Origin of the sequence: Pseudomonas sp. CFSAN084952 (genome assembly GCF_009648855.1) — a bacterium.
In the GTDB taxonomy this organism is placed as follows: domain Bacteria; phylum Pseudomonadota; class Gammaproteobacteria; order Pseudomonadales; family Pseudomonadaceae; genus Aquipseudomonas; species Aquipseudomonas paracarnis.
This window is the reverse complement of record NZ_CP045767.1, coordinates 2,051,125-2,071,034: the sequence shown is the minus strand read 5'-3', so window position 1 is coordinate 2,071,034 and position 19,910 is coordinate 2,051,125. Positions and strand designations below refer to the sequence as shown.

The window sequence follows — 19,910 nt, the reverse complement described above, 5'->3', positions numbered from 1 at the left end:
CCACCACTGTTCAGCCCACGTTCAGCAAAGGTCAATATTTCTTGTTTAGCAATGAGTATCATTATGTTACAACTTAGCTCCCTAACTAGTTGCGCCCGGGTGCCCGATGCTCGTTCCTTTTTTAATCATGCTGCGCGAAGGCATTGAAGCGGCATTGATCGTTGGCATTATCGCCAGTTACCTGCAACAGACCGGGCGTGGCCAGTGGATGCCTGCAGTGTGGATCGGCGTGTTCCTGGCGGCCGCGCTGGCGCTGCTGGTGGGCGGCGGCCTGGAATTGGTCAGTGCGGAGTTCCCGCAAAAGCAGCAGGAATTGTTTGAAGGTGTCGTCGGCCTGGTCGCCGTGGGTATTCTCAGTTCCATGGTGTTCTGGATGCGCAAAGTGGCGCGCTCGATTAAACACTCGCTGCATGAATCTCTCGACCATGCGTTGGCCGGCTCCAGGCACCAGGTGTTTGCCCTGATCGCCATGGTGTTTTTTGCCGTGGCCCGCGAAGGACTGGAGACGGTGTTCTTCCTGTTGGCGGTGTTTCAGCAGAGTGAAGGCCCAGGCGCTCCGATAGGCGCCCTGCTCGGCCTGGTCCTGGCCATTGTCGTCGGCTTGCTGATTTATTCCGGCAGCATGCGCCTGAACCTCGGTGCATTTTTCCGCTGGACCGGCCTGTTCATCCTGGTGGTTGCGGCCGGCATTCTCGCCAACTCGGTGCAGGCCCTGCACGAGGCCGGCGTGTGGAACCACTGGCAGACCGTGCTGTTCGATTTCAGCGCTGCATTACCCATGGACAGCCCGCTCGGCTCGGTACTGGCCGGCATGTTCGGTTACCAGGAGGCGCCAACCGTCAGCACCCTGGGCGCCTATCTGATTTACCTGGTGGTGGCCCTGGTGATGTTCTTCCTGCCCTCGGCCCCTACCCAGCCCGTTGCCAATACCTCTTCCGTTTCCAGCCAGTAAGGACCGTCTCTTGTCCAACCCAACCCCTCAATCGGCCCCGCCATCCCGCGCCTTGCGCTGGGGCGTGGCCGGCTCGGTGGTGGTGATGATCGCCGCCGGTGGCCTGTTCTACTACGCCTCGCAATTGGCCGCGACCAAGCGCCAGACCAACCACAATGAAATCGCGGTCACGATTCACAGTCACGCCTGCGAGCCCAACGCTCTCACCGTGCCGGCCGGGCGCGCAAGCTTTCGTATCATCAACCGCTCCGACCGTGCGGTGGAGTGGGAAATCCTCGACGGCGTGCTGGTGGTCGAAGAACGGGAGAATATTGCCCCGGGCCTGAGCCAGGTGATCAATGCCAACCTGTTGCCCGGTGACTACGCCATTACCTGTGGCCTGTTGAGCAACCCGCGCGGCACCTTGCATGTCACGCCCACGGCAGAGTCTGACGCCCAGGCCAAGGCCAAGCCGTCGATGGTGGCCTTTATTGGCCCGTTGTCGGAGTTTCGCGTGTACCTGAGCGGCCAAGGCGGTGCACTGGTCAAGGCCGTGACGGCGCTGCAACAGGCCATCGCCGCCGGTGATCTGGCCCAGGCGCAGGCCATGTATGTGCCGGCCCGTGAGGCGTATCAGCGCCTGGCGCCGGCGTCCCAGCGCCTGGCCGAATTGGATAACGCGATCAACGCCCGCGCCGATTACTTTGAAAAGCGCGAGCAAGACCCCGCCTTCAGCGGCTTCCATCGCCTGGAATACAGCCTGTTCCAGCAACACAGCCTTGATGGCCTGGCGCCGGTCGCCCAACGCCTGGTTACCGACGTCACCACGCTCAAGCAACAGTTACTGGCCCAGTCCCTGCCACCAGAGCAACTGGTGAGCATTGTGGTACGCAACCTCGACAGCCTGGCAGACGTTCGCGCGGCGAGCGGTGAAGAGGAACGCTACAGCCACATCGACTTGAACGGCTTTGCCGCCAATCTTGAGGTGGCCCGCAAAGTGGTCGACCTGATGCGCCCGTTACTGGGCAAGTCCGCCGCCGACCTGTTGCCCGCTATCGACAGCGCGCTCAACGCCTTCGACACCGAACTCGAGGGGCTCAAGGTGAATGACCGCTACCCAACCTACGACAAGGTTACAGCCGATCAGCGCAAGCAGATCGCCGATAAGGCCAAGGCACTGGCCGTTGCACTCGATGGAATCGACCCCGCCCTTGGCCTTTCCGGCCTGCAGTGAAGACGACCGCATACATGAGTGATACAGAACAGTTTGACCTCCAACGTCGCCGCGTCCTGTTGGGCATGGCGGCCACCGGCGCTGCGATTGCCGGCAGCAGCCTGAGCTGCCCGGCGATGGCGGCAGCGGCCGAGCAAGTCACCACGGCCCCGCGTAGCGACAAGACCCAGGACCACCAAGCGTTTTTCGGCAAGCACCAAAGCGGCATCGTCACCCCGCGCCCGGCCTGCGGCATGGTCGTGGCGTTCGATGTACTGGCCAGCGACCGCGAAGACCTGGAACGCCTGTTCCGCACCCTCAACGAGCGCATCGCGTTCCTGATGACCGGCGGCACCGTGCCCCAGGTCGACCCGAAATTGCCGCCTGCCGATTCCGGCATCCTTGGCCCGGTGGTCACGCCGGATAACCTGACCATTACCGTATCGGTCGGCGAGTCGTTGTTCGACGAACGCTTCGGCCTCGCGGCGGCCAAACCCAAGCGCCTGAGCCGCATGGTCGGTTTTCCCAACGATGCGCTGGAACCGGCGCAGTGCCACGGCGACCTGAGCCTGCAGTTCAGCTCCAACACGCCAGACACCAATATCCACGCGCTGCGCGACATCGTCAAAAACCTGCCCGACCTGCTGCTGGTGCGCTGGAAGCAAGAAGGCAGCGTGCCGCCCCAGGCACCGACCAAACCCGGTGAGCCGGCGCAGAGTGCGCGCAATTTCCTGGGCTTTCGCGATGGCTCGGCCAACCCCAATTCCAACGATGACAAGGCCATGGACCAGATCGTCTGGGTACAGCCCACCAGCGACGAACCGGCCTGGGCCGCCCATGGCAGTTACCAGGCCGTGCGCATCATCCGTAACTTTGTCGAGCGCTGGGATCGCACCCCGTTGCAAGAACAGGAAAGCATCATCGGCCGCGTCAAACCCACGGGCGCGCCCATGGACGGCCAGCATGAAACCCAGGTCCCGGACTACAGCAAGGACCCTGAAGGCAAGTTGACCAAGCTCGATGCCCACATCCGCCTGGCCAACCCGCGCACCCCGCAGGCCCAGGCCAACCTGATCCTGCGGCGGCCGTTCAACTACTCCAACGGCGTCAACAAAAATGGTCAACTGGACATGGGCTTGTTGTTCATCTGCTACCAGGCTGACCTGGAGAAAGGCTTTATCAGCGTGCAAACCCGGCTCAACGGCGAGCCGCTGGAGGAGTACCTCAAGCCCGTGGGTGGCGGGTATTTCTTCACCTTGCCAGGGGTCACCGGCCCCAAGGATTTCATCGGGCGCACGCTGCTCGCGGCAACGCACTCTCAAACTCCTGCCAAGACCTAAAACACACCAGAGCGGAATGTCTCCCATGAAGAAGTCGTCTATTGCGTTGTTGTTACTCAGCCTTTCGCCACTGGCAAGCTTCGCCGCTACTGCGCCGTTGGACCTGGTGGGCCCGGTGTCGGATTACAAAATCTACGTCACCGAAGAAATCGGCGAACTGGTCACCCAGACCCAGGCGTTCACCGACGCTATCAATAAAGGCGACCTGGCCACGGCCAAGAAACTCTATGCGCCAACCCGCGTGCACTATGAGTCCATTGAGCCGATCGCCGAGCTGTTCAGCGACCTCGACGCGTCCATCGATTCGCGTGTCGACGACCATGAAAAAGGCGTGACGGCCGAAGACTTCACGGGCTTTCACCGGATCGAATACGCGCTGTTCTCGCAGAACTCGACCCAGGGCCTGCAAGCACTGACGGCCAAGCTCAACGCGGACGTGAATGACCTCAAGACCCGCGTCGACGGCCTGACCTTCCCGCCGGAAAAAGTCGTCGGTGGTGCCGCTGCGTTGCTTGAAGAAGTCGCGGCCACCAAGATCTCCGGTGAAGAAGACCGCTACAGCCACACCGACCTGTACGACTTCCAGGGCAACATCGACGGCGCGAAGAAAATCGTTGACCTGTTCCGTGGCCAGATCGGGCAGCAGGACCAGGCCTTCCTGGCAAAAGTCGACAAGAACTTTGCCAGCGTCGACAAGATCCTGGCCAAGTACAAAACCAAGGATGGCGGCTTCGAGACCTATGACAAGGTCAAGGACAACGACCGCAAGGCCCTGGTCGGCCCGGTCAACACCCTGGCCGAAGACCTCTCGACCCTGCGCGGCAAGCTGGGTTTGAACTAACTGCCGCGCACAAAAAAACACCCAGTCCCTGTCGAGGGGCCTGGGTGTTTTTTTGCCGGCACGTTGCTCAGTTAGAGAATGCGGTACAGCAAGCGCTCGATCCGCACCCGGCTGACACGCCGCAGGAACTTGCCGACAGCGGGCGGGTAATCCACCAGCGTCTGCAATTGCTGGTAACCCTGGATACGCGTGGTGTGTTGGAAAATATTCGCAAGCTCAGCGCCTCGCGGCCCTAGCCATTGGCCTTGAGGGTCGTCGATCAGCAAGCCGTTTTCCAGGTCGAGGCGAAACGCCCGCGGGTTGAGGTTGTTGCCGGTGAGCAAGGTGTAGCGCTCATCCACCCACATGCCCTTTAGGTGATAGGTGTTATCGCCGTCGCGCCATAGGTGCAGGTTCAACTGGCCGCTGTTGATCATCGGCTGGTGCCGTTTGGCAAAGCGCCGCAGGCTGATCTCGTACAGGTACGGCAACGCCGCAATCACCTTGAAGGGTTCAGTGGGCGGAATATAGAAGTCGTTGGCGGTTTTGTCGCCCACCACGATGTCGATCTTCACACCGCGTGCCAGGGCACGGTTGATCTCGCGGGTCACCGGCAATGGCAGGTTGAAATACGGCGTGCAGATGGTCAGTTGCTGCTGGGCGCTGGCGATGAGTTCGAGGATCACCCGGCTCAACGGGTTGTTCTTGCCGACGCCCAGCAAGGGGCTGACCGACAGATGGCCATTGGGCAACTGCCCGGCTGTGGTGTCGTAGGTCGCATGCTTGAGACGGCTGCGCAGGTCGCCGATGTCGTTGCGCAGGCTGCGAGTGGTGGGCGGGTTTGGCAGGTCCAGGCGATGCACGGCCTTGGACGCCACCAAGCCGTGTTCCACCAGGTGCTGCATCGAATCGGCCAAGGGTTGGCTATGGATCAGGTGATAACGGTCGAAGCGGTATTTGTCGAACTTGTGCAGGTACACATTGTTCAGGCTGGCGCCGCTGTACAGCACGCTGTCATCGATCACGAAACCCTTGAGGTGCAACACGCCGAACAGCTCGCGGGTTTGCACCGGCACGCCGTACACCGGCACTTCGGTGGCGTGGCGCTGGGTCATGGCCTGGTACCAGGCGCTGTTGCCCGGTTGCTTGCCAGCGCCGATCAGCCCGCGCTGGGCGCGCAGCCAATCCACCATCACCACGATGTCCAGTTCGGGCCGTGCGGCCTTGGCGGCATGTAGCGCGTCGTAGATTTCCTGCCCCGCCTCGTCCTGCTGCAAGTACAAGGCAACGATGTAGATACGCCGCGTGGCCTGGGCGATTTTCTCCAGCAGGCAGCGACGGTAGGCGTCGGCGCTTGGCAGCACCTCAAGGGCCTCGTTGGACAACGGAAAACCGCGCAGCTTGGGCAACAGGGAGCGTTTGAAGAACGACGGCATAGGGCTCGCAATGGGTCGAATCCGAAGAGGCCCAAAGCTTACACCATGAGGCTGCTCAGGTCTCGCAACGGGCAATCGAAAAAGACTGTTGACCATGAAGAACGATCGTTCCACTGTACTCGACATGAACGATATAACCCAGAATGAAACCCGCGACATTATTCTCGACGTCACCGAGAAGTTGATCTATCGCCACGGCATCGCTGCCACCGGTATGGACTTACTGGTAAAAACCGCTGGCGTGTCGAGAAAAAGTATCTATCGCTACTTCGCCAACAAAGATGAGTTGGTGGTGGCCGCCTTGCAACGCCGCGACGAGCGCTGGATGCACTGGCTGCGCAGCGAAGTGGAACGCAGCGACGACAGCGGCGAACGCCTGCTGGGGCTGTTCAGCGCGCTCAAGCGCTGGTTCGGCTCGGCAGACTTTCGCGGTTGCGCCTTTATCAACACCAGTGGTGAAACCGGCGATGCCCAAAACCCGGTGCGCCTGCTGGCCAAGGCCCATAAACGCAAACTGTTCGAGTACGCACTTGAACTGTGCCAAGCACATGGCACCCCCGACCCGGAGCAGCAGGCCGCGCAACTGCTGATCCTGATCGATGGCGCCATTACCGTTGCCCTGGTCATGGGTGATTCAACAGCTGCCGATAATGCGCAATGCATGGCGCGGACCTTACTGCAACTTTGAACCCACAGCCCAGGCAACTTTCGACCCAACCTTTATTGCATTGAGGAGTCGCCCATGTCAGCCCAAGAAGAAGTCCGCCCGCCCCTGCCGCCGTTTACCCGCACCTCTGCCATCGAAAAAGTCCGCCTGGCCGAAGATGGCTGGAACTCCCGCGACCCGCAACGTGTATCCCTGGCCTACACCCTGGACACGAACTGGCGTAACCGCGCCGAATTTGCCCATAACCGCGAAGAAGCCAAGCAGTTCCTGACCCGCAAATGGGCCAAGGAGCTGGATTATCGTCTGATCAAGGAATTGTGGGCCTTTACTGATAACCGCATCGCCGTGCGCTATGCCTATGAATGGCACGATGATTCGGGTAACTGGTTTCGCTCGTACGGCAACGAAAACTGGGAGTTCGACGAGAACGGCTTGATGGCCAACCGCTTTGCCTGCATCAACGATATGCCAATCAAGGAGAGCGAGCGCAAGTTCCATTGGCCGCTGGGGCGGCGCCCGGATGCGCATCCCGGCCTGTCAGAGCTGGGGCTATAACCCCGACTCTGCAGACCGAATGAGATCCAATGTGGGAGCTGGCTCGCCTGCGAAAGCGCCTGACACACCGCCTTCGCAGGCAAGCCAGCTCCCACACTTGGATCGCGGGGCGTCAATTGGATCTGCGTCTGCTGCCAGCCCCCTCCCACACGTTTAGTCCTGATTCAGCCCAACGCGATACAACACACCATCATCCTCATCGGTCAGCACATACAGAAAGCCATCCGGCCCCTGTCGCACATCGCGGATCCGCGCTTTCAATTCGCCCAACAAGCGTTCCTCGTGGACCACTTTGTCACCCTCGAACTGCAACCGAATCAGCTCCTGACTCACCAGCGCACCGACAAACAGGTTGTGCTGCCATGCCTTGAACCGGTCGCCGTCATAGAACGCCATGCCACTGACGCCCGGCGACTTCTCCCACACATGGTGGGGCGCCACTGTGCCCTCTGCCGTTTTGCCCTTGGCTTCGGGAATTGGCAGCAGGGAATAGTTGATGCCATGGGTTGCCAACGGCCAGCCGTAGTTCTTGCCGCGCTCGATGATATTGACTTCATCACCGCCACGGGGCCCGTGTTCATTTTCCCAGATCGTGCCGCTCCAGGGATTCAAGGCCAGCCCTTGCGGGTTACGCTGCCCATAGGACCAGATCTCGGGACGCACGCCGGGTTGACCGACAAAAGGGTTGTCATCCGGCACGCGCCCATCCGGGTAGATGCGCACCACTTTGCCTTGCAACTTGTCCAAATCCTGGGCCGTGGGGCGGTCGTTGTTCTCTCCAAGAGTCACGAACAGGTAGCCATCACGGTCGAAGGCCAGGCGCGAGCCGAAGTGGTTGCCGGTAGACAGCTTGGGCTCCTGGCGCAGGATCACCTTGAAGTCCTCCAAGCCGCTCAAGTCAGCGGCCAAGCGACCACGCCCTACGGCTGTGCCGGCCTTGCCACCCTCGCCACCGCCTTCGGCGTACGACAGGTACACCAGGCGGTCCTGCTTGAAGTCTGGCGACAGCACCACATCCAGCAACCCGCCCTGCCCTTTGGCCCATACCTGCGGCACGCCCTTCAAGGGCGCAGACAGCTTGCCGTCCGGGCTGACAAACCGCAGGTGCCCAGGTAACTCGGTCACCAGGAAACCTTGCTGGTCCGGCAAAAACGCCAGCGCCCATGGATGGTCCAGGCCCTTGGCGACCGGCGTGGCGGTGATGCTGCCTTGCTCAGTGGGAAACTGTTGGCTATCGACGGCATACGCCGCGCTCAACGGCAGCAACGCGGTGGCGCACAGGGCGGCTAGCAGGGTTTTACGTACAAACATAAGGCGAAATCCTCAGTGGCGATTGCCGTTGGCATCATAGGTGGGCGCTTTGGGTGCGGTGGCCGGGCGGCTGGGGGCCGCCTCCTGCTTGGGGTAGCGGTTGCCGATGCCACCGTTTTCCAGCGTTGGCCGCGGGTTGGCCGGGACGGGCTGGATACTGCGAACAGCCGGTGCATTGGGCTGGGTGCCCTGCATGCTATTGGGGTTGGCCCGGTGAATAGGGCCGTGGTCGCTACGCCCCGGCAGGTTTTGCGCCTGGGCCAATGGCGCAAGGGCCAGGCCCAGCGCCAGTGCTGCGAGATGACGTACACAACGGTTCATGGCCAAACCTCTCTATGCCAAGTACTACGTGCTTTCGATAACACGCTACGCCGCGGGTTCGCGTTGTGACACTAAATAGTTTCTCATCAGGTGTAACACGATCTGTCCGAGCATCTATCCGCCGAAACTTTTGCCCTGCCCTGTGAGTCACCAGCACACAGGCTCTTCGTTGAGGAATCACACCTATGCCACGGGCAATCTGGAAAGGCGCCATCAGTTTCGGCTTGGTTCACATCCCGGTATCGCTGGTCTCGGCGACCTCTTCACAAGGCGTCGACTTTGACTGGTTGGACAAGCGCAGCATGGACCCGGTGGGCTATAAGCGCATCAACAAAACCACCGGCAAGGAAGTCACCAAGGAAAATATCGTCAAGGGCGTGGCCTTTGAAAAAGGACGCTACGTGGTGCTCAGCGAAGACGAAATTCGCTCGGCCCACCCCAAGTCCACCCAGACCATCGAAATCATCGCCTTCGTCGCCAGCGACCAGATCCCCCTGCAAAACATCGACACGCCCTACTTCCTCGCTCCGGATAAACGCGGCGGCAAGGTCTATGCACTGCTGCGCGAAGCGCTGAAAAAAACCGGCAAGGTGGCCCTGGCCAATGTGGTACTGCACACCAAGCAACACCTGGCCGCGTTGATGCCGCTGGAATCGGCTCTGGTGCTGGTCATGCTGCGCTGGCCCGCTGAAGTGCGCAGCCTGGATGAGTTGGAACTGGGCAGCGATGTGACAAAGCCGACCCTGGCCAAAGGTGAGTTGGACATGGCCAAGCGCCTGGTGGAAGACATGAGCGCCGATTGGCAGCCCGATGAATACCGTGACAGCTTCCAGGACAAGATCAGGGCGCTGGTGGCGAAGAAGGCCAAGGCCGGCAAGATCGAAGATGTGGAAACGGTCGAAGGCGGCGAAGAGCGAAAATCCGCGGATGTCATCGACCTGACCGAACTGCTCAAACGCAGCCTGGCGGGTAAACCTGCGGCGAAAAAAAGCACCGCGAAAAAGTCCAATAACAAGGCCTCTTGAGCCTGCCATTGACGGGAGAATGACATGGCAAAGCCCCTGAGTGAGTACAATCGCAAGCGCGATTTCAAGATTACCGCCGAACCCGCCGGCAGCTCACCCGCCAGCAAACGCAACGTCTCGGCCCTCAGCTTCGTGATTCAAAAGCACGATGCGCGCAACCTGCACTATGACTTTCGCCTGGAACTCGATGGCGTGCTGCTGAGCTGGGCGGTGCCCAAGGGCCCAAGCCTGGACCCGAGCCAGAAACGCCTGGCGGTGCATGTTGAAGACCACCCACTGAGCTATGGCAGTTTCGAGGGCAGCATTCCCGCCGGCCAATACGGTGCGGGGGATGTGATCGTATGGGACCGAGGCATTTGGCAGCCCCACGATGATCCGCGCAAAGCCTACGCGGCGGGCAAGCTCAAATTCACCCTGGTCGGTGAAAAACTCTCCGGTGACTGGGCGCTGGTACGCACCCGGCTCAAGGGCAGCGGCGACAAGGAGCAATGGCTGTTGATCAAGGAAAACGATCAGCAGGCGCGCCCGGCCTCTGAGTTCGATATCGTCCAGGCCGAGCCCGCCAGCGTGCTCAGCGATGCGGTGGTGGGTAAGCCAAAGGCAAAGGCCAAGGCCAAACCCAAGGCCGCGCCAAAAGCCAAAACGCCCAAGCGCATCGCTGCCCTGCCGGATGAGTTTGCCCCCCAATTGGCAACCTTGGTGGACCGGGCGCCCGAAGGTGATTGGCGCTACGAGATCAAGTTCGACGGCTACCGCATCATGGCGCGCATTCGCGACGGCGAAGTGCGCCTGTTCACCCGTAACGGCCACGACTGGACCGAACGCCTGCCACGTCAGTGCAAAGCCTTGCAAGCCCTCAAGCTCAAGGACAGTTGGCTGGATGGCGAAGTGGTCAGCCTCAATGGCGACGGGCTGCCGGATTTCCAGGCGCTGCAAAACGCGTTCGATATCGGCCGCAGCCTGGACATTGTCTATTACCTGTTCGACGCACCGTTTTTGAACGGCCGCGACCAGCGTGAAGACCCGGTCGAAGAGCGTCGGGCTGCGCTTAAATCTGCGCTGTCCGCCAGCCGAAGCAAACTGCTGCGCTTCTCCGAAGCCTTTGCCGCCAGCCAGCGCGATATTTTCGAGAGCGCCTGTGACCTGGCGCTCGAAGGCGTGATCGGCAAGCGCGCCGGCAGCCCCTACGTGTCGCGGCGCAGTGCCGACTGGATCAAGCTCAAATGCCGCCTGCGCCAGGAGTTCGTGATTGTCGGCTACACCCGCCCCCAAGGTTCGCGCAGCGGCTTTGGGGCGCTGCTGTTGGCGGTCAACGATGACACCGGCCTGGTATATGCCGGGCGCGTGGGCACAGGCTTTGACCAGGCGGCGCTGAAAAGTATCTATGCCAAGCTCACCCCGCTTGAGCGCAAGGACTCGCCCCTGCAAAAACCATTGACCAGTGCCCAGGCCCGTGGCGTGCATTGGGTTGAGCCGAGCCTGGTCGGCGAGGTGCAATTTGCCGAATGGACCCGCGAAGGCGTGGTGCGCCAAGCCGCGTTTGTGGGCCTGCGCACCGACAAGCCAGCCTCGCAGATCATTCATGAACAGCCGCGCGCGGCCAAGTCGGTCAAGGCACACGAAACGTCGAAAGCCGGTAAAGCGCAGGCAACGGTGAAGAGCGTGAAAATCACTCACCCCGAGCGCATTATCGACAAGCACAGCGGCACGCAAAAACAGCAACTGGCGCAGTTCTACACCGATATCAGCGAATGGATCCTGCCCTTCCTGCGCGCACGTGCCGTGTCATTGCTGCGGGCGCCTGAAGGGATCGAAGGTGAGCAGTTCTTCCAGAAGCACTCAGAGCGTATGGCCATCCCCCACATCAAGCAATTGGACCAGGCGCTGGACCCAGGCCATGCGCGCCTGATGGAAATAGACAGCGTGGAGGCCCTGGTCGGCGCGGTGCAAATGGGGACGGTCGAGTTTCACACCTGGGGCGCCACTGCAGACAAGATTGAAACGCCTGACCTGTTTGTTCTCGATCTCGACCCGGACCCGGCCCTGCCCTGGAAAGCCATGCTGGAAGCGGCCCAACTGACCCTGTCGGTACTCGATGAGCTGGGCTTGCAAGCTTTCGTCAAAACCAGCGGCGGCAAGGGCCTGCACTTGATCGTGCCGTTGGCCCGGCGCGACGGCTGGGACACCGTGAAGGCGTTCGCCAAAGCCATTGCCCAATTCATGACCCGGCAACTGCCCGAACGCTTTACCGCCACCAGTGGCCCCAAGAACCGCGTCGGCAAGATATTTATCGATTACCTGCGCAACGCCCGTGGCGCCAGTACCGTAGCGGCGTATTCCGTGCGGGCCCGCCCGGGCCTGCCAGTGTCGGTGCCGGTGAGTCGAGAGGAGTTGAAAGGATTGCGGGGCGCCCAGCAGTGGACAGTGGCGAACCTGCATCAGCGGCTGCAAACGTTGAAGGATGACCCCTGGGCGGGGTATGCCAATCGCCAGAAGATCAGCAAAAAGATGTGGGACAAGCTGGGCGCGCAACCCCCTGGGTGATCCGCGCCTTGAGCCAGGTCAGATAAGAATGAAGATCAGCGCCAGACCGGCAAAGATCGCCCACTTTTCCAGGTAGTAGCGCGTGCGATTGCGCTTCTTGAGCTCTTTGCCACGCAGGCGAATCTTGTACAGACGGGTAAAGGCACGGTTGAGGCCGCCGGTCTTGTCGCCCTCATCGTTGGGCGAACCCGCGGCCGCCATCACATTGCGGCTGAACCAGCGGTTGAACGCAGCTGCCCAGCGGTACTTCATCGGCCGTTCGATATCACAGAACAGAATGATGCGGTTCTGTTGGGTGGTGTTTTCCGCGTAGTGAATGTAGGTCTCGTCGAACATCACCGGCTCGCCGTCGCGCCAGTAATAGCTTTCGCCATCCACATTGATGTAGCAACCTGGATCGTTAGGGGTATCCAGCCCCAGGTGATAGCGGTACGAGCCCGCATACGGGTCACGGTGACGTACCAGCTTGGAGCCCGGTGGCAGCTCGGCGAACATGGCCGCCTTGATCGAGCCGATGCTCTGCACCAGCTCGGTGGTACGCGGGCACAGCTTCATCGCCGAGGGGTGACTGTCGCCGTACCACTTGAGGTAAAAACGCTTCCAGCCGGTCTTGAAAAACGAGTTGAACCCTACGTCGTTGTAGTGCTCCGAGCGTTTGATCTCCCCCGCCCGCATCAGATTCTGGCCTTCTTCGCGGATCTCTTCCCAGTGCTCCTGCAATGGGCTCAGGTCTGGAAAGTCGCTGGGCGAGAGGTAGGGACGGCTGGGCTGCTTGGAGAACAGGTACAGGAAACAGTTGATCGGCGCCAGGAACGTCGAGTGATCGCTAAGCTGGCGACCCAGCTTGTGTCGCACCCGACCGCGCAGGTGTACATACGCAATGGAAGCAACGTAGAGAGCAACAATGATGAGTTTCAAGGGATTCGTCACACGTCAGGGAGAGAACAGGCTGCTCCTGCGGGCCCACAACGGCCGAGGATGGATAAGCAGCACCTGAAATCACAATTCACATATAGGCGACACGGCCGGCGGATAACCGCCTGCGTGCGACCATTGGCAGTTATTTAGCCACACTTTGTAACCAAAGGTTAACTAAGAATTGTGAAAAGCTGTCTACTGAGTGTGCTGGGGGTAGGAGCAGGCAGGCCCTTGAGCCTGCCTGTTTGAGGGCGTTTGAAGGGTTACAGCGGCGAGTCGTTACCCTCGCGGCGATCCCCTAATGCCGTATAGGGCACGGCCTGAGTGCGGCTGCGAACGAAGTAGCGGATCAGCGCAATCATCAGGCCCAGCAACAGGCCGCCAACAAGGCTCAACGCGATAACCAGCGGCTTTTTCGGCTTGATCGGCGACAGAGGCTCCTGGGCTCGACGGTCAATCGTCACCAGCTTGAGGTTGCTCATATCGATATTCAAACCACGCAACCTGGCGACTTCAGCGCGAAGCGGCTCGACGTCCTGCAAGAAGATGTCTTCATTGCCACGCTTGCGCAGCACCTCAACCTCGCGGTTGCTTTCCAGCAGTTGCAGCTCTTTGCCGATCTCGGCAATGCGCGGGTTGGTGAAATCGTCGCTGGTACGCTGCTGCAATGCAGCGCGTTCGGCTTCCAACGCCTCGGTCCCCATGAAATACAGCGGGATCTTCTGGTTGTTCACCTCGGTCCGCATGACCTGGCTCGAACCCGTGCGGGTGGAGTCGGCCATTGAGGACGGCGTTGTCGGTGTACGAATGCCCATGGACTTGGCAATGCTGATGGCTTCGGCCAACTCGGCGAGGCGGTTGGTGCGTTCCATCTTCATCTGCAGGCGCAGGGCGCTGAGTTCATCCTGCAGTTGGGCACGCTTGAGCCGGTCCGCTTCCAGCAGCTTGGCGATTTTCGATTCTTTATCGGTATCGTAGTTGGCGCGGGCGGCGTCGATCTTGCCCTTGAGCTCGCTCAAGCGGTTATTGACGATCACCTTGAGGTCGGCCCCCACTTGCTGGCGCTCGGCGGCAATGGCGTAGTCCACAAAACCGTTGAGGATCGCAACACCATCGACGTCGGTCGGGTATTGCAGTTCCAGACGGATATAGCTGCTCAACGAATCGGATTTCTTGGGGTCAGGCAAAATCAGATTGACCGAATTGCGGTTGAACGCCTCAAAGCTCTGCTCAAGGGTTTGCCCCGGTTTCTTGAACGCCTTGAACAACTCCTCATGATCCTTGAAGAACCCCAGGCGTGCATCATAAGAGTCCAACTGCGCGCCCACTTTGAGCAGCGCATCGGCAGGCGGCAACTTATACACTTCCGAACGGTTCAAGGCGTCTAGCTCGTTGATTGCAGCAGGCCGCAACACACTGCTGACTTCATAGGTCTTGGGTGCCAGGAAGGCATAACCTGCGCCTAATACCCCGGCCAGAAGCGTACACCCGATCACCAGCTTTTTTTGTCGCCAGATGGCGTGAAACAATTCAAATAAATCAATTTCATCAGACGCTGCGGAAGGCGGAAGCGGGGAAGTACGATTCAAAATAAGAACACCTTAAAATAATACTAAAAGGCCATCATTCTCAGAAGTCTAAAAGACTTCAAAAATCAGGGACAACGCCCTGGATACGGCAGACCAATGGCGATGTGACCACTCAGTCCCCTGAAATATCCCACAAACTTAGGGATTATTTCGGTTTCATTTCGGTGAGTAAGCCAAATGACACAGCCATGTCAGACTGATCTGGTTGCAAGCGTAGTCAATACAACATGAAAAAGCTGTCAAATAGCTGTCTTATAAAGAAAAAAATTTCGCCTACAGGCGGAACAGTGTCAGCCTCAATACAATTGAACATTTTTTTGAACAGCAATAAGGAGTTTGCATGTCACCCCTTTCCGCTTCGGACTTTCGCGCACTGCAAGGCACTTGGGAACAAACAGCCCTTGAAGACAGTGGCGTGCTTGACCCCGGGGATGCCCACAGCGCGCCGGGAGCAACGACGACAATTGCGGGGGATCGCTTCGAAGTGACCACGGTCAGTGGCGAAGTATTATTGGCGGGACGCTTCGTACTGGACGCCAGTACCACGCCCAAAAGCATTACCTGGACGGACGACATGGGCGATGATGCAGGCAAGCAACTCCCCGCCAGTTACCGGCTCGACGGCGATGATTTCGTATTTATCGCAGCGGATGAAGGCATGCCCAGGCCCACTGTATTCAGCACTGGCCCAGGGCAAACCATGCGCACCTTCGTGCGGCGCTCTTGATCAAATGTGGGAGCTGGCTTGCCTGCGATAGCGGTGGGTCAGTCAACTAATCTGTCACTGATACACCGCTATCGCAGGCAAGCCAGCTCCCACAGGTTTGAACGCGGGGCGTCAGGCAGATAGGCGGTGGCTGGCAGGCCGTTACGGGAGCAAGCTCCCTCGCCACAGGTGGACACATAAGCCGTGATTATCCGATTTGATCACGGCATTTTCACAAGGACTTCACTTTTCGACCTATAAGGTCAGGCCTACCTACTCCAGTGAATCACTTGGCCCGCCCTCTCCTCGCGGGCCTTTTTTTGCGTGCGCAAACCTTGATCAGCCATCACGCCTGATCGCTGTCATGGTAAAGCACAGGGGCAGTTGCGCGGCCTGATGCTCATATTGATCGTAGAGTTCTTCCCGGTTTGAATGCGGGTATTCCTGCAAATGAGCGATCTGCAACTGCGCTGCGATAGCCCCGCTGACTACATTGCCCAGGGTATGTACATACCAATAGGAGGTCGGCCCGGGCCGCTCATCCTTCCCTTCATAGACAATTGCCTCCTGCAGCACAAAGGGTTCACGCTGGAAGTAAGAACTGGCAGGCAGCATAGGGTTGGCCCCACAGGGGTCAAACATCTCAAGAAAGGGATGGGTTTCGTACATGACCAACGTACCGCCGGGCTTCAGCACACTGGCAACCTGGCGCATGAACAACGCCACATCCGGCATCCAGCCCAGCACGCCGATGGTCACCAGGGCAATATCGAACCGTGCCCGCAAACCCTCGGGCAAATGGTGGATATCGGTCTCAATGAACTCAGGGCTGTGTGGCGAGGCCTCGGCCAACTCCCGCGCCTGTTCAAGAAACGCCCGGGATTGATCAACCCCCACCACCGAACGGGCGCCCAAGCCATACAACGAAAGGCTTTCGCGCCCGTTGTTGCAGCACAATTGCACCACGTCCTTGCCCACCACGCCTACCTCTTGCAGCAAGGTGGTGATGGTCGGGTCCAGGCAGGAAAAATCAGGCTCGGCTACCGAGGCCAGCAGTGCCGCCCAGGTCGCGGTGTCTTTATGCAAGCCGGCGGATTCGTCCCAGGCATTTCTATTGCTGGCGATCGCCTCTTGCGCTGAGGGCATGTCCATTGCTTCTCCAGAAATTCATTCCAGTGGGCTTCGGAAAGTAAATTAAATGCGCGCAGGAGGAAACCCTGGCCCACCGCGAAACTTATCACCCAGCCCACCAGTCATTAATCCAACGCGTGTTCAGCCCCTGAACGCCGCTCTTGAAGGTCGCATCGTGGCCCGTCATTCAGACCTGCGTATCGCTTTATCCCTGGACAGCCTGAACTTCTTTCTCGCCGATGTACGCGACGGTCTCGGACCGTACCTGGCGATCTACCTGCTGGCCGTGCATCAATGGGAGCCGGCCAGTATTGGTGTGGTCATGACCCTGGCAGGCATCGCTGCCTTGCTGACCCAAGGCCCCGCGGGTGCGCTGATCGATCGCACTCGCAACAAACGCGCGGTGGTTGCCATTGCTGCGCTATTGGTGACGGGCAGTTGCCTGATGCTGCCCTTCGTCAGTTCGTTTGGCTGGGTAGCGTTGACCCAGGCTGCCAGCGCCGTAGCCGCCTCTGTCTTTGCCCCGGCAATTTCCGCCATTTCGCTGGGGATCACCGGGCCCCGCGCCTTCACCCGGCGTACCGGGCGCAACGAGACCTTCAACCACGCTGGCAATGCCGTGGCCGCGTTGCTGGCCGGCGGGCTGGCCTACTTGTTCGGACCGGTGGTGGTGTTCTACCTGATGGCGTTTATGGCGGTTGCCAGTGTCATTGCGGTCAGTTGCGTGCCGGCCAAGGCGATTGACCATGAGGTCGCCCGTGGTTTCGATCCGGCCCATCACACCGACCACGAACAACCCTCGGGCCTGAAAGCGTTGCTGACCAACCAACCGCTGCTCCTGTTCGCCATCTGCTGCGCACTGTTTCACTTGGCCAACGCCGCAATGCTGCCGCTGGTCAGCCAGAAACTGGCGCAGATCAATTTGCAGATGGCCACCCCGCTGACTTCAGCCTGCATCGTCGCCGCCCAATTGGTGATGGTGCCGATGGCCTGGCTGGTCGGGCTCAAGGCCGATGTCTGGGGACGCAAGCCGCTGTTGCTTGTAGGTTTCCTGATACTGCCGTTGCGTGGCGTGCTCTATACCTTATCCAGCGACCCCTACTGGCTGGTGGCGGTGCAGATGCTCGACGGTATCGGTGCCGGCATTTTCGGCGCCCTGTTCCCGGTGATCGTCAAAGACCTGACCCAAGGCACCGGGCGCTTCAACGTCAGCCTGGGCGCCCTCTCCACCGTATTCGGCCTCGGCGCGGCGCTCAGTAGCAGCCTGGCCGGTTTCGTGGTGCAGCAGGCTGGCTACAACGCGGCGTTCCTGACGTTGGCGGCAGTTGCAGCCGCTGCCTTGATGCTGTTGTGGCTGGCGATGCCGGAGACCTTGGCAAAACCATCCTTCGCTCGCCATACAACTGTCGCCTGACATATGCGACAATGCGCGCCAAATTCCAACACACATCCCAAATTTTGTGTTCAGCGACCGGGTTTCGCGCCTTGATGTCGCTGTTGACGCATGCCTGAAGGCACCTGCCGTCACGCTCGCAACCCATTGATAGGTAAAGTAATTGATCTCCACAGCTAACATCACCATGCAGTTCGGCGCCAAGCCGCTCTTCGAGAACGTCTCGGTCAAGTTCGGCGCCGGCAACCGCTATGGTTTGATCGGTGCCAACGGTTGCGGCAAGTCGACCTTCATGAAAATCCTCGGTGGCGACCTCGACCCGTCCGGCGGGCAGGTCATGCTCGAGCCGAATGTGCGCCTGGGTAAACTGCGCCAGGACCAGTTCGCCTACGAAGAATTCACCGTGCTCGACACCGTGATCATGGGCCACGAGGAGCTGTGGAAGGTCAAGGCCGAGCGCGACCGCATCTACTCGCTGCCGGAAATGAGCGAAGAAGATGGCATGGCCGTGGCCGAGCTGGAAACCGAGTTCGCCGAGATGGACGGCTACACCGCCGAATCCCGCGCCGGCGAGCTGCTGCTGGGCCTGGGTATTCCTCTGGAACAGCATTTCGGCCCGATGAGCGAAGTCTCCCCCGGCTGGAAGCTGCGCGTACTGCTGGCCCAGGCGCTGTTCTCCGACCCGGAAGTGCTGTTGCTCGACGAACCGACCAACCACTTGGACATCAACACCATCCGCTGGCTGGAAAACATCCTGACCCAGCGCTCCAGCCTGATGATCATCATCTCTCACGACCGTCACTTCCTGAACAGCGTGTGCACCCACATGGCTGACCTGGACTACGGCGAGCTGCGCCTGTTCCCGGGCAACTACGACGAGTACATGACCGTGGCGACCCAGTCCCGCGAGCAATTGCTGTCGGACAACGCCAAGAAGAAAGCGCAGATTTCCGAACTGCAATCCTTCGTCAGCCGCTTCTCGGCCAACGCCTCGAAAGCCAAGCAGGCGACCTCCCGTGCCAAGGCGATCGACAAAATCCAGCTGGCCGAAGTCAAGCCGTCGAGCCGTGTGAGCCCGTTCATCCGTTTCGAGCAGAACAAAAAGCTGCACCGCCAGGCCGTCATGGTCGAAAAAATGGCCAAAGGTTTCGACGGCAAGCCGTTGTTCAAGGACTTCAGCTTCCAGGTTGAAGCCGGCGAGCGCGTGGCGATCATCGGCCCCAACGGTATCGGCAAGACCACCCTGCTGCGCACCCTGGTCAACGAACTGACCCCGGACGCCGGCAGCATCAAGTGGACCGACGCCGCCGAGCTGGGCTACTACGCCCAGGACCACGCCCACGACTTCGAAGACGACGTGAGCCTGTTCGACTGGATGGGCCAATGGACCCAAGGCGAGCAAATGATTCGCGGCACCCTGGGCCGTATGTTGTTCTCCAACGACGAGATCCAGAAGTCGGTCAAAGTGATCTCCGGTGGTGAACAAGGTCGCATGCTGTTCGGCAAGCTGATCCTGCAAAAGCCGAACGTGTTGATCATGGACGAACCGACCAACCACTTGGACATGGAATCCATCGAAGCGCTGAACCTGGCGCTGGAGAACTACCCGGGCACGCTGATCTTCGTCAGCCACGACCGTGAGTTCGTATCGTCCCTGGCCACCCGCATTATCGAGTTGAGCCCTAGCGGCGTGATCGACTTCAGCGGCACCTATGACGACTACCTGCGCAGCCAGGGTGTGGTGTTCTAAGAGCAGCACTTAGCTGCAAGCTACAAGCTGCAAGAAAAAGCCCTGTCCCTGTGACAGGGCTTTTTGCATCCGCACTGTGCCGGGCGCTGATTTTATGGGCCATGCATAACCAGTGTGGGAGCTGGCTTGCCCGCGATAGCGGTGGTTCAGTTAAAGATGCAGTGACTGACAGGCAGCCTTCGCGGGCAAGCCCGCTCCCACAGGGAATCGGTGCCAGGCGCTGATTTTATAGGCAATACATAACCCGTGTGGGAGCTGGC

At 59.9% G+C, this 19,910-nt stretch carries 17 protein-coding genes; 11 read left to right on the top strand and 6 right to left on the bottom strand.

Annotation, left to right across the window (positions count from 1 at the left end; genetic code table 11):
- Nucleotides 1-106: 106 nt before the first annotated feature.
- From efeU to efeO (GH769_RS09375), 4 genes are read left to right on the top strand one after another with little or no spacing between them, the layout of a single operon-like run.
- Nucleotides 107-952 (top strand): iron uptake transporter permease EfeU, encoded by an 846-nt coding sequence (gene efeU, locus GH769_RS09390; protein WP_014718373.1) that lies wholly within the window; start codon nt 107-109, stop codon nt 950-952.
- A 10-nt stretch (nt 953-962) separates the two neighbouring features.
- Nucleotides 963-2,165 carry an iron uptake system protein EfeO gene (gene efeO, locus GH769_RS09385; protein WP_032902179.1) on the top strand — a complete coding sequence of 401 codons (1,203 nt, stop codon included), beginning with the start codon at nt 963-965 and terminating at the stop codon, nt 2,163-2,165.
- Nucleotides 2,166-2,179: 14 nt separating this feature from the next.
- Nucleotides 2,180-3,484, top strand: coding sequence for an iron uptake transporter deferrochelatase/peroxidase subunit (gene efeB, locus GH769_RS09380; protein ID WP_032902191.1), 1,305 nt, complete (start codon nt 2,180-2,182; stop codon nt 3,482-3,484).
- A gap of 25 nt (nt 3,485-3,509) precedes the next feature.
- The gene (gene efeO / locus GH769_RS09375) at nt 3,510-4,325 is read left to right on the top strand and encodes an iron uptake system protein EfeO (RefSeq protein WP_014718370.1); all 816 of its coding nucleotides are present in this window, start codon (nt 3,510-3,512) and stop codon (nt 4,323-4,325) included.
- Between the two features lie 71 nt (nt 4,326-4,396).
- On the opposite strand, the gene pssA is transcribed toward efeO (GH769_RS09375), so the two are convergent.
- Complete coding sequence (gene pssA, locus GH769_RS09370; protein ID WP_019820125.1) at nt 4,397-5,740, bottom strand: CDP-diacylglycerol--serine O-phosphatidyltransferase; 1,344 nt, start codon at nt 5,738-5,740, stop codon at nt 4,397-4,399.
- Nucleotides 5,741-5,864: 124 nt separating this feature from the next.
- Between pssA and GH769_RS09365 the strand changes: the two genes are divergently transcribed.
- Both GH769_RS09365 and GH769_RS09360 read left to right on the top strand, forming a co-directional pair.
- Entirely contained in the window at nt 5,865-6,428 is a 564-nt protein-coding gene (locus GH769_RS09365) for a TetR/AcrR family transcriptional regulator (protein WP_032902190.1), read from the top strand.
- Between the two features lie 54 nt (nt 6,429-6,482).
- Nucleotides 6,483-6,962, top strand: coding sequence for a nuclear transport factor 2 family protein (locus tag GH769_RS09360; RefSeq protein WP_019820128.1), 480 nt, complete (start codon nt 6,483-6,485; stop codon nt 6,960-6,962).
- A gap of 153 nt (nt 6,963-7,115) precedes the next feature.
- Here GH769_RS09360 and GH769_RS09355 read toward each other — a convergent pair whose 3' ends face one another.
- Nucleotides 7,116-8,273: a PQQ-dependent sugar dehydrogenase gene (locus GH769_RS09355; RefSeq protein WP_014718366.1), complete on the bottom strand. Its 1,158-nt coding sequence runs from the start codon at nt 8,271-8,273 to the stop codon at nt 7,116-7,118.
- Between the two features lie 12 nt (nt 8,274-8,285).
- Entirely contained in the window at nt 8,286-8,594 is a 309-nt protein-coding gene (locus GH769_RS09350; protein WP_032902176.1) for a hypothetical protein, read from the bottom strand.
- Between the two features lie 185 nt (nt 8,595-8,779).
- Between GH769_RS09350 and GH769_RS09345 the strand changes: the two genes are divergently transcribed.
- Nucleotides 8,780-9,619 carry a Ku protein gene (locus GH769_RS09345; RefSeq protein WP_014718364.1) on the top strand — a complete coding sequence of 280 codons (840 nt, stop codon included), beginning with the start codon at nt 8,780-8,782 and terminating at the stop codon, nt 9,617-9,619.
- Between the two features lie 24 nt (nt 9,620-9,643).
- Nucleotides 9,644-12,163 (top strand): DNA ligase D, encoded by a 2,520-nt coding sequence (ligD, locus tag GH769_RS09340; protein ID WP_032902173.1) that lies wholly within the window; start codon nt 9,644-9,646, stop codon nt 12,161-12,163.
- An 18-nt stretch (nt 12,164-12,181) separates the two neighbouring features.
- Here ligD and lpxO read toward each other — a convergent pair whose 3' ends face one another.
- Both lpxO and GH769_RS09330 read right to left on the bottom strand, forming a co-directional pair.
- Entirely contained in the window at nt 12,182-13,081 is a 900-nt protein-coding gene (lpxO, locus tag GH769_RS09335; protein ID WP_032902171.1) for a lipid A hydroxylase LpxO, read from the bottom strand.
- Nucleotides 13,082-13,344: 263 nt separating this feature from the next.
- Complete coding sequence (locus GH769_RS09330) at nt 13,345-14,670, bottom strand: Wzz/FepE/Etk N-terminal domain-containing protein (RefSeq protein WP_014718361.1); 1,326 nt, start codon at nt 14,668-14,670, stop codon at nt 13,345-13,347.
- A 340-nt stretch (nt 14,671-15,010) separates the two neighbouring features.
- On the opposite strand from GH769_RS09330, the gene GH769_RS09325 reads away from it, so the two are divergent.
- Nucleotides 15,011-15,397, top strand: a complete 387-nt coding sequence (locus GH769_RS09325) for a TIGR03067 domain-containing protein (protein ID WP_032902170.1) — start codon at nt 15,011-15,013, stop codon at nt 15,395-15,397.
- A gap of 318 nt (nt 15,398-15,715) precedes the next feature.
- Here the strand turns inward: GH769_RS09325 and GH769_RS09320 are convergent, their stop codons facing one another.
- A complete protein-coding gene (locus GH769_RS09320; protein ID WP_032902168.1) occupies nt 15,716-16,528 on the bottom strand; it encodes a bifunctional 2-polyprenyl-6-hydroxyphenol methylase/3-demethylubiquinol 3-O-methyltransferase UbiG in 813 nt (270 codons plus the stop codon).
- A 154-nt stretch (nt 16,529-16,682) separates the two neighbouring features.
- Here GH769_RS09320 and GH769_RS09315 point away from each other — a divergent pair, with 154 nt between their 5' ends.
- Together GH769_RS09315 and GH769_RS09310 are read left to right on the top strand one after the other, a co-directional pair.
- Nucleotides 16,683-17,921 carry an MFS transporter gene (locus GH769_RS09315; protein ID WP_014718358.1) on the top strand — a complete coding sequence of 413 codons (1,239 nt, stop codon included), beginning with the start codon at nt 16,683-16,685 and terminating at the stop codon, nt 17,919-17,921.
- A gap of 142 nt (nt 17,922-18,063) precedes the next feature.
- Nucleotides 18,064-19,650, top strand: a complete 1,587-nt coding sequence (locus tag GH769_RS09310) for an ABC-F family ATPase (RefSeq protein ID WP_003191057.1) — start codon at nt 18,064-18,066, stop codon at nt 19,648-19,650.
- The last annotated feature ends 260 nt before the right edge of the window (nt 19,651-19,910 follow it).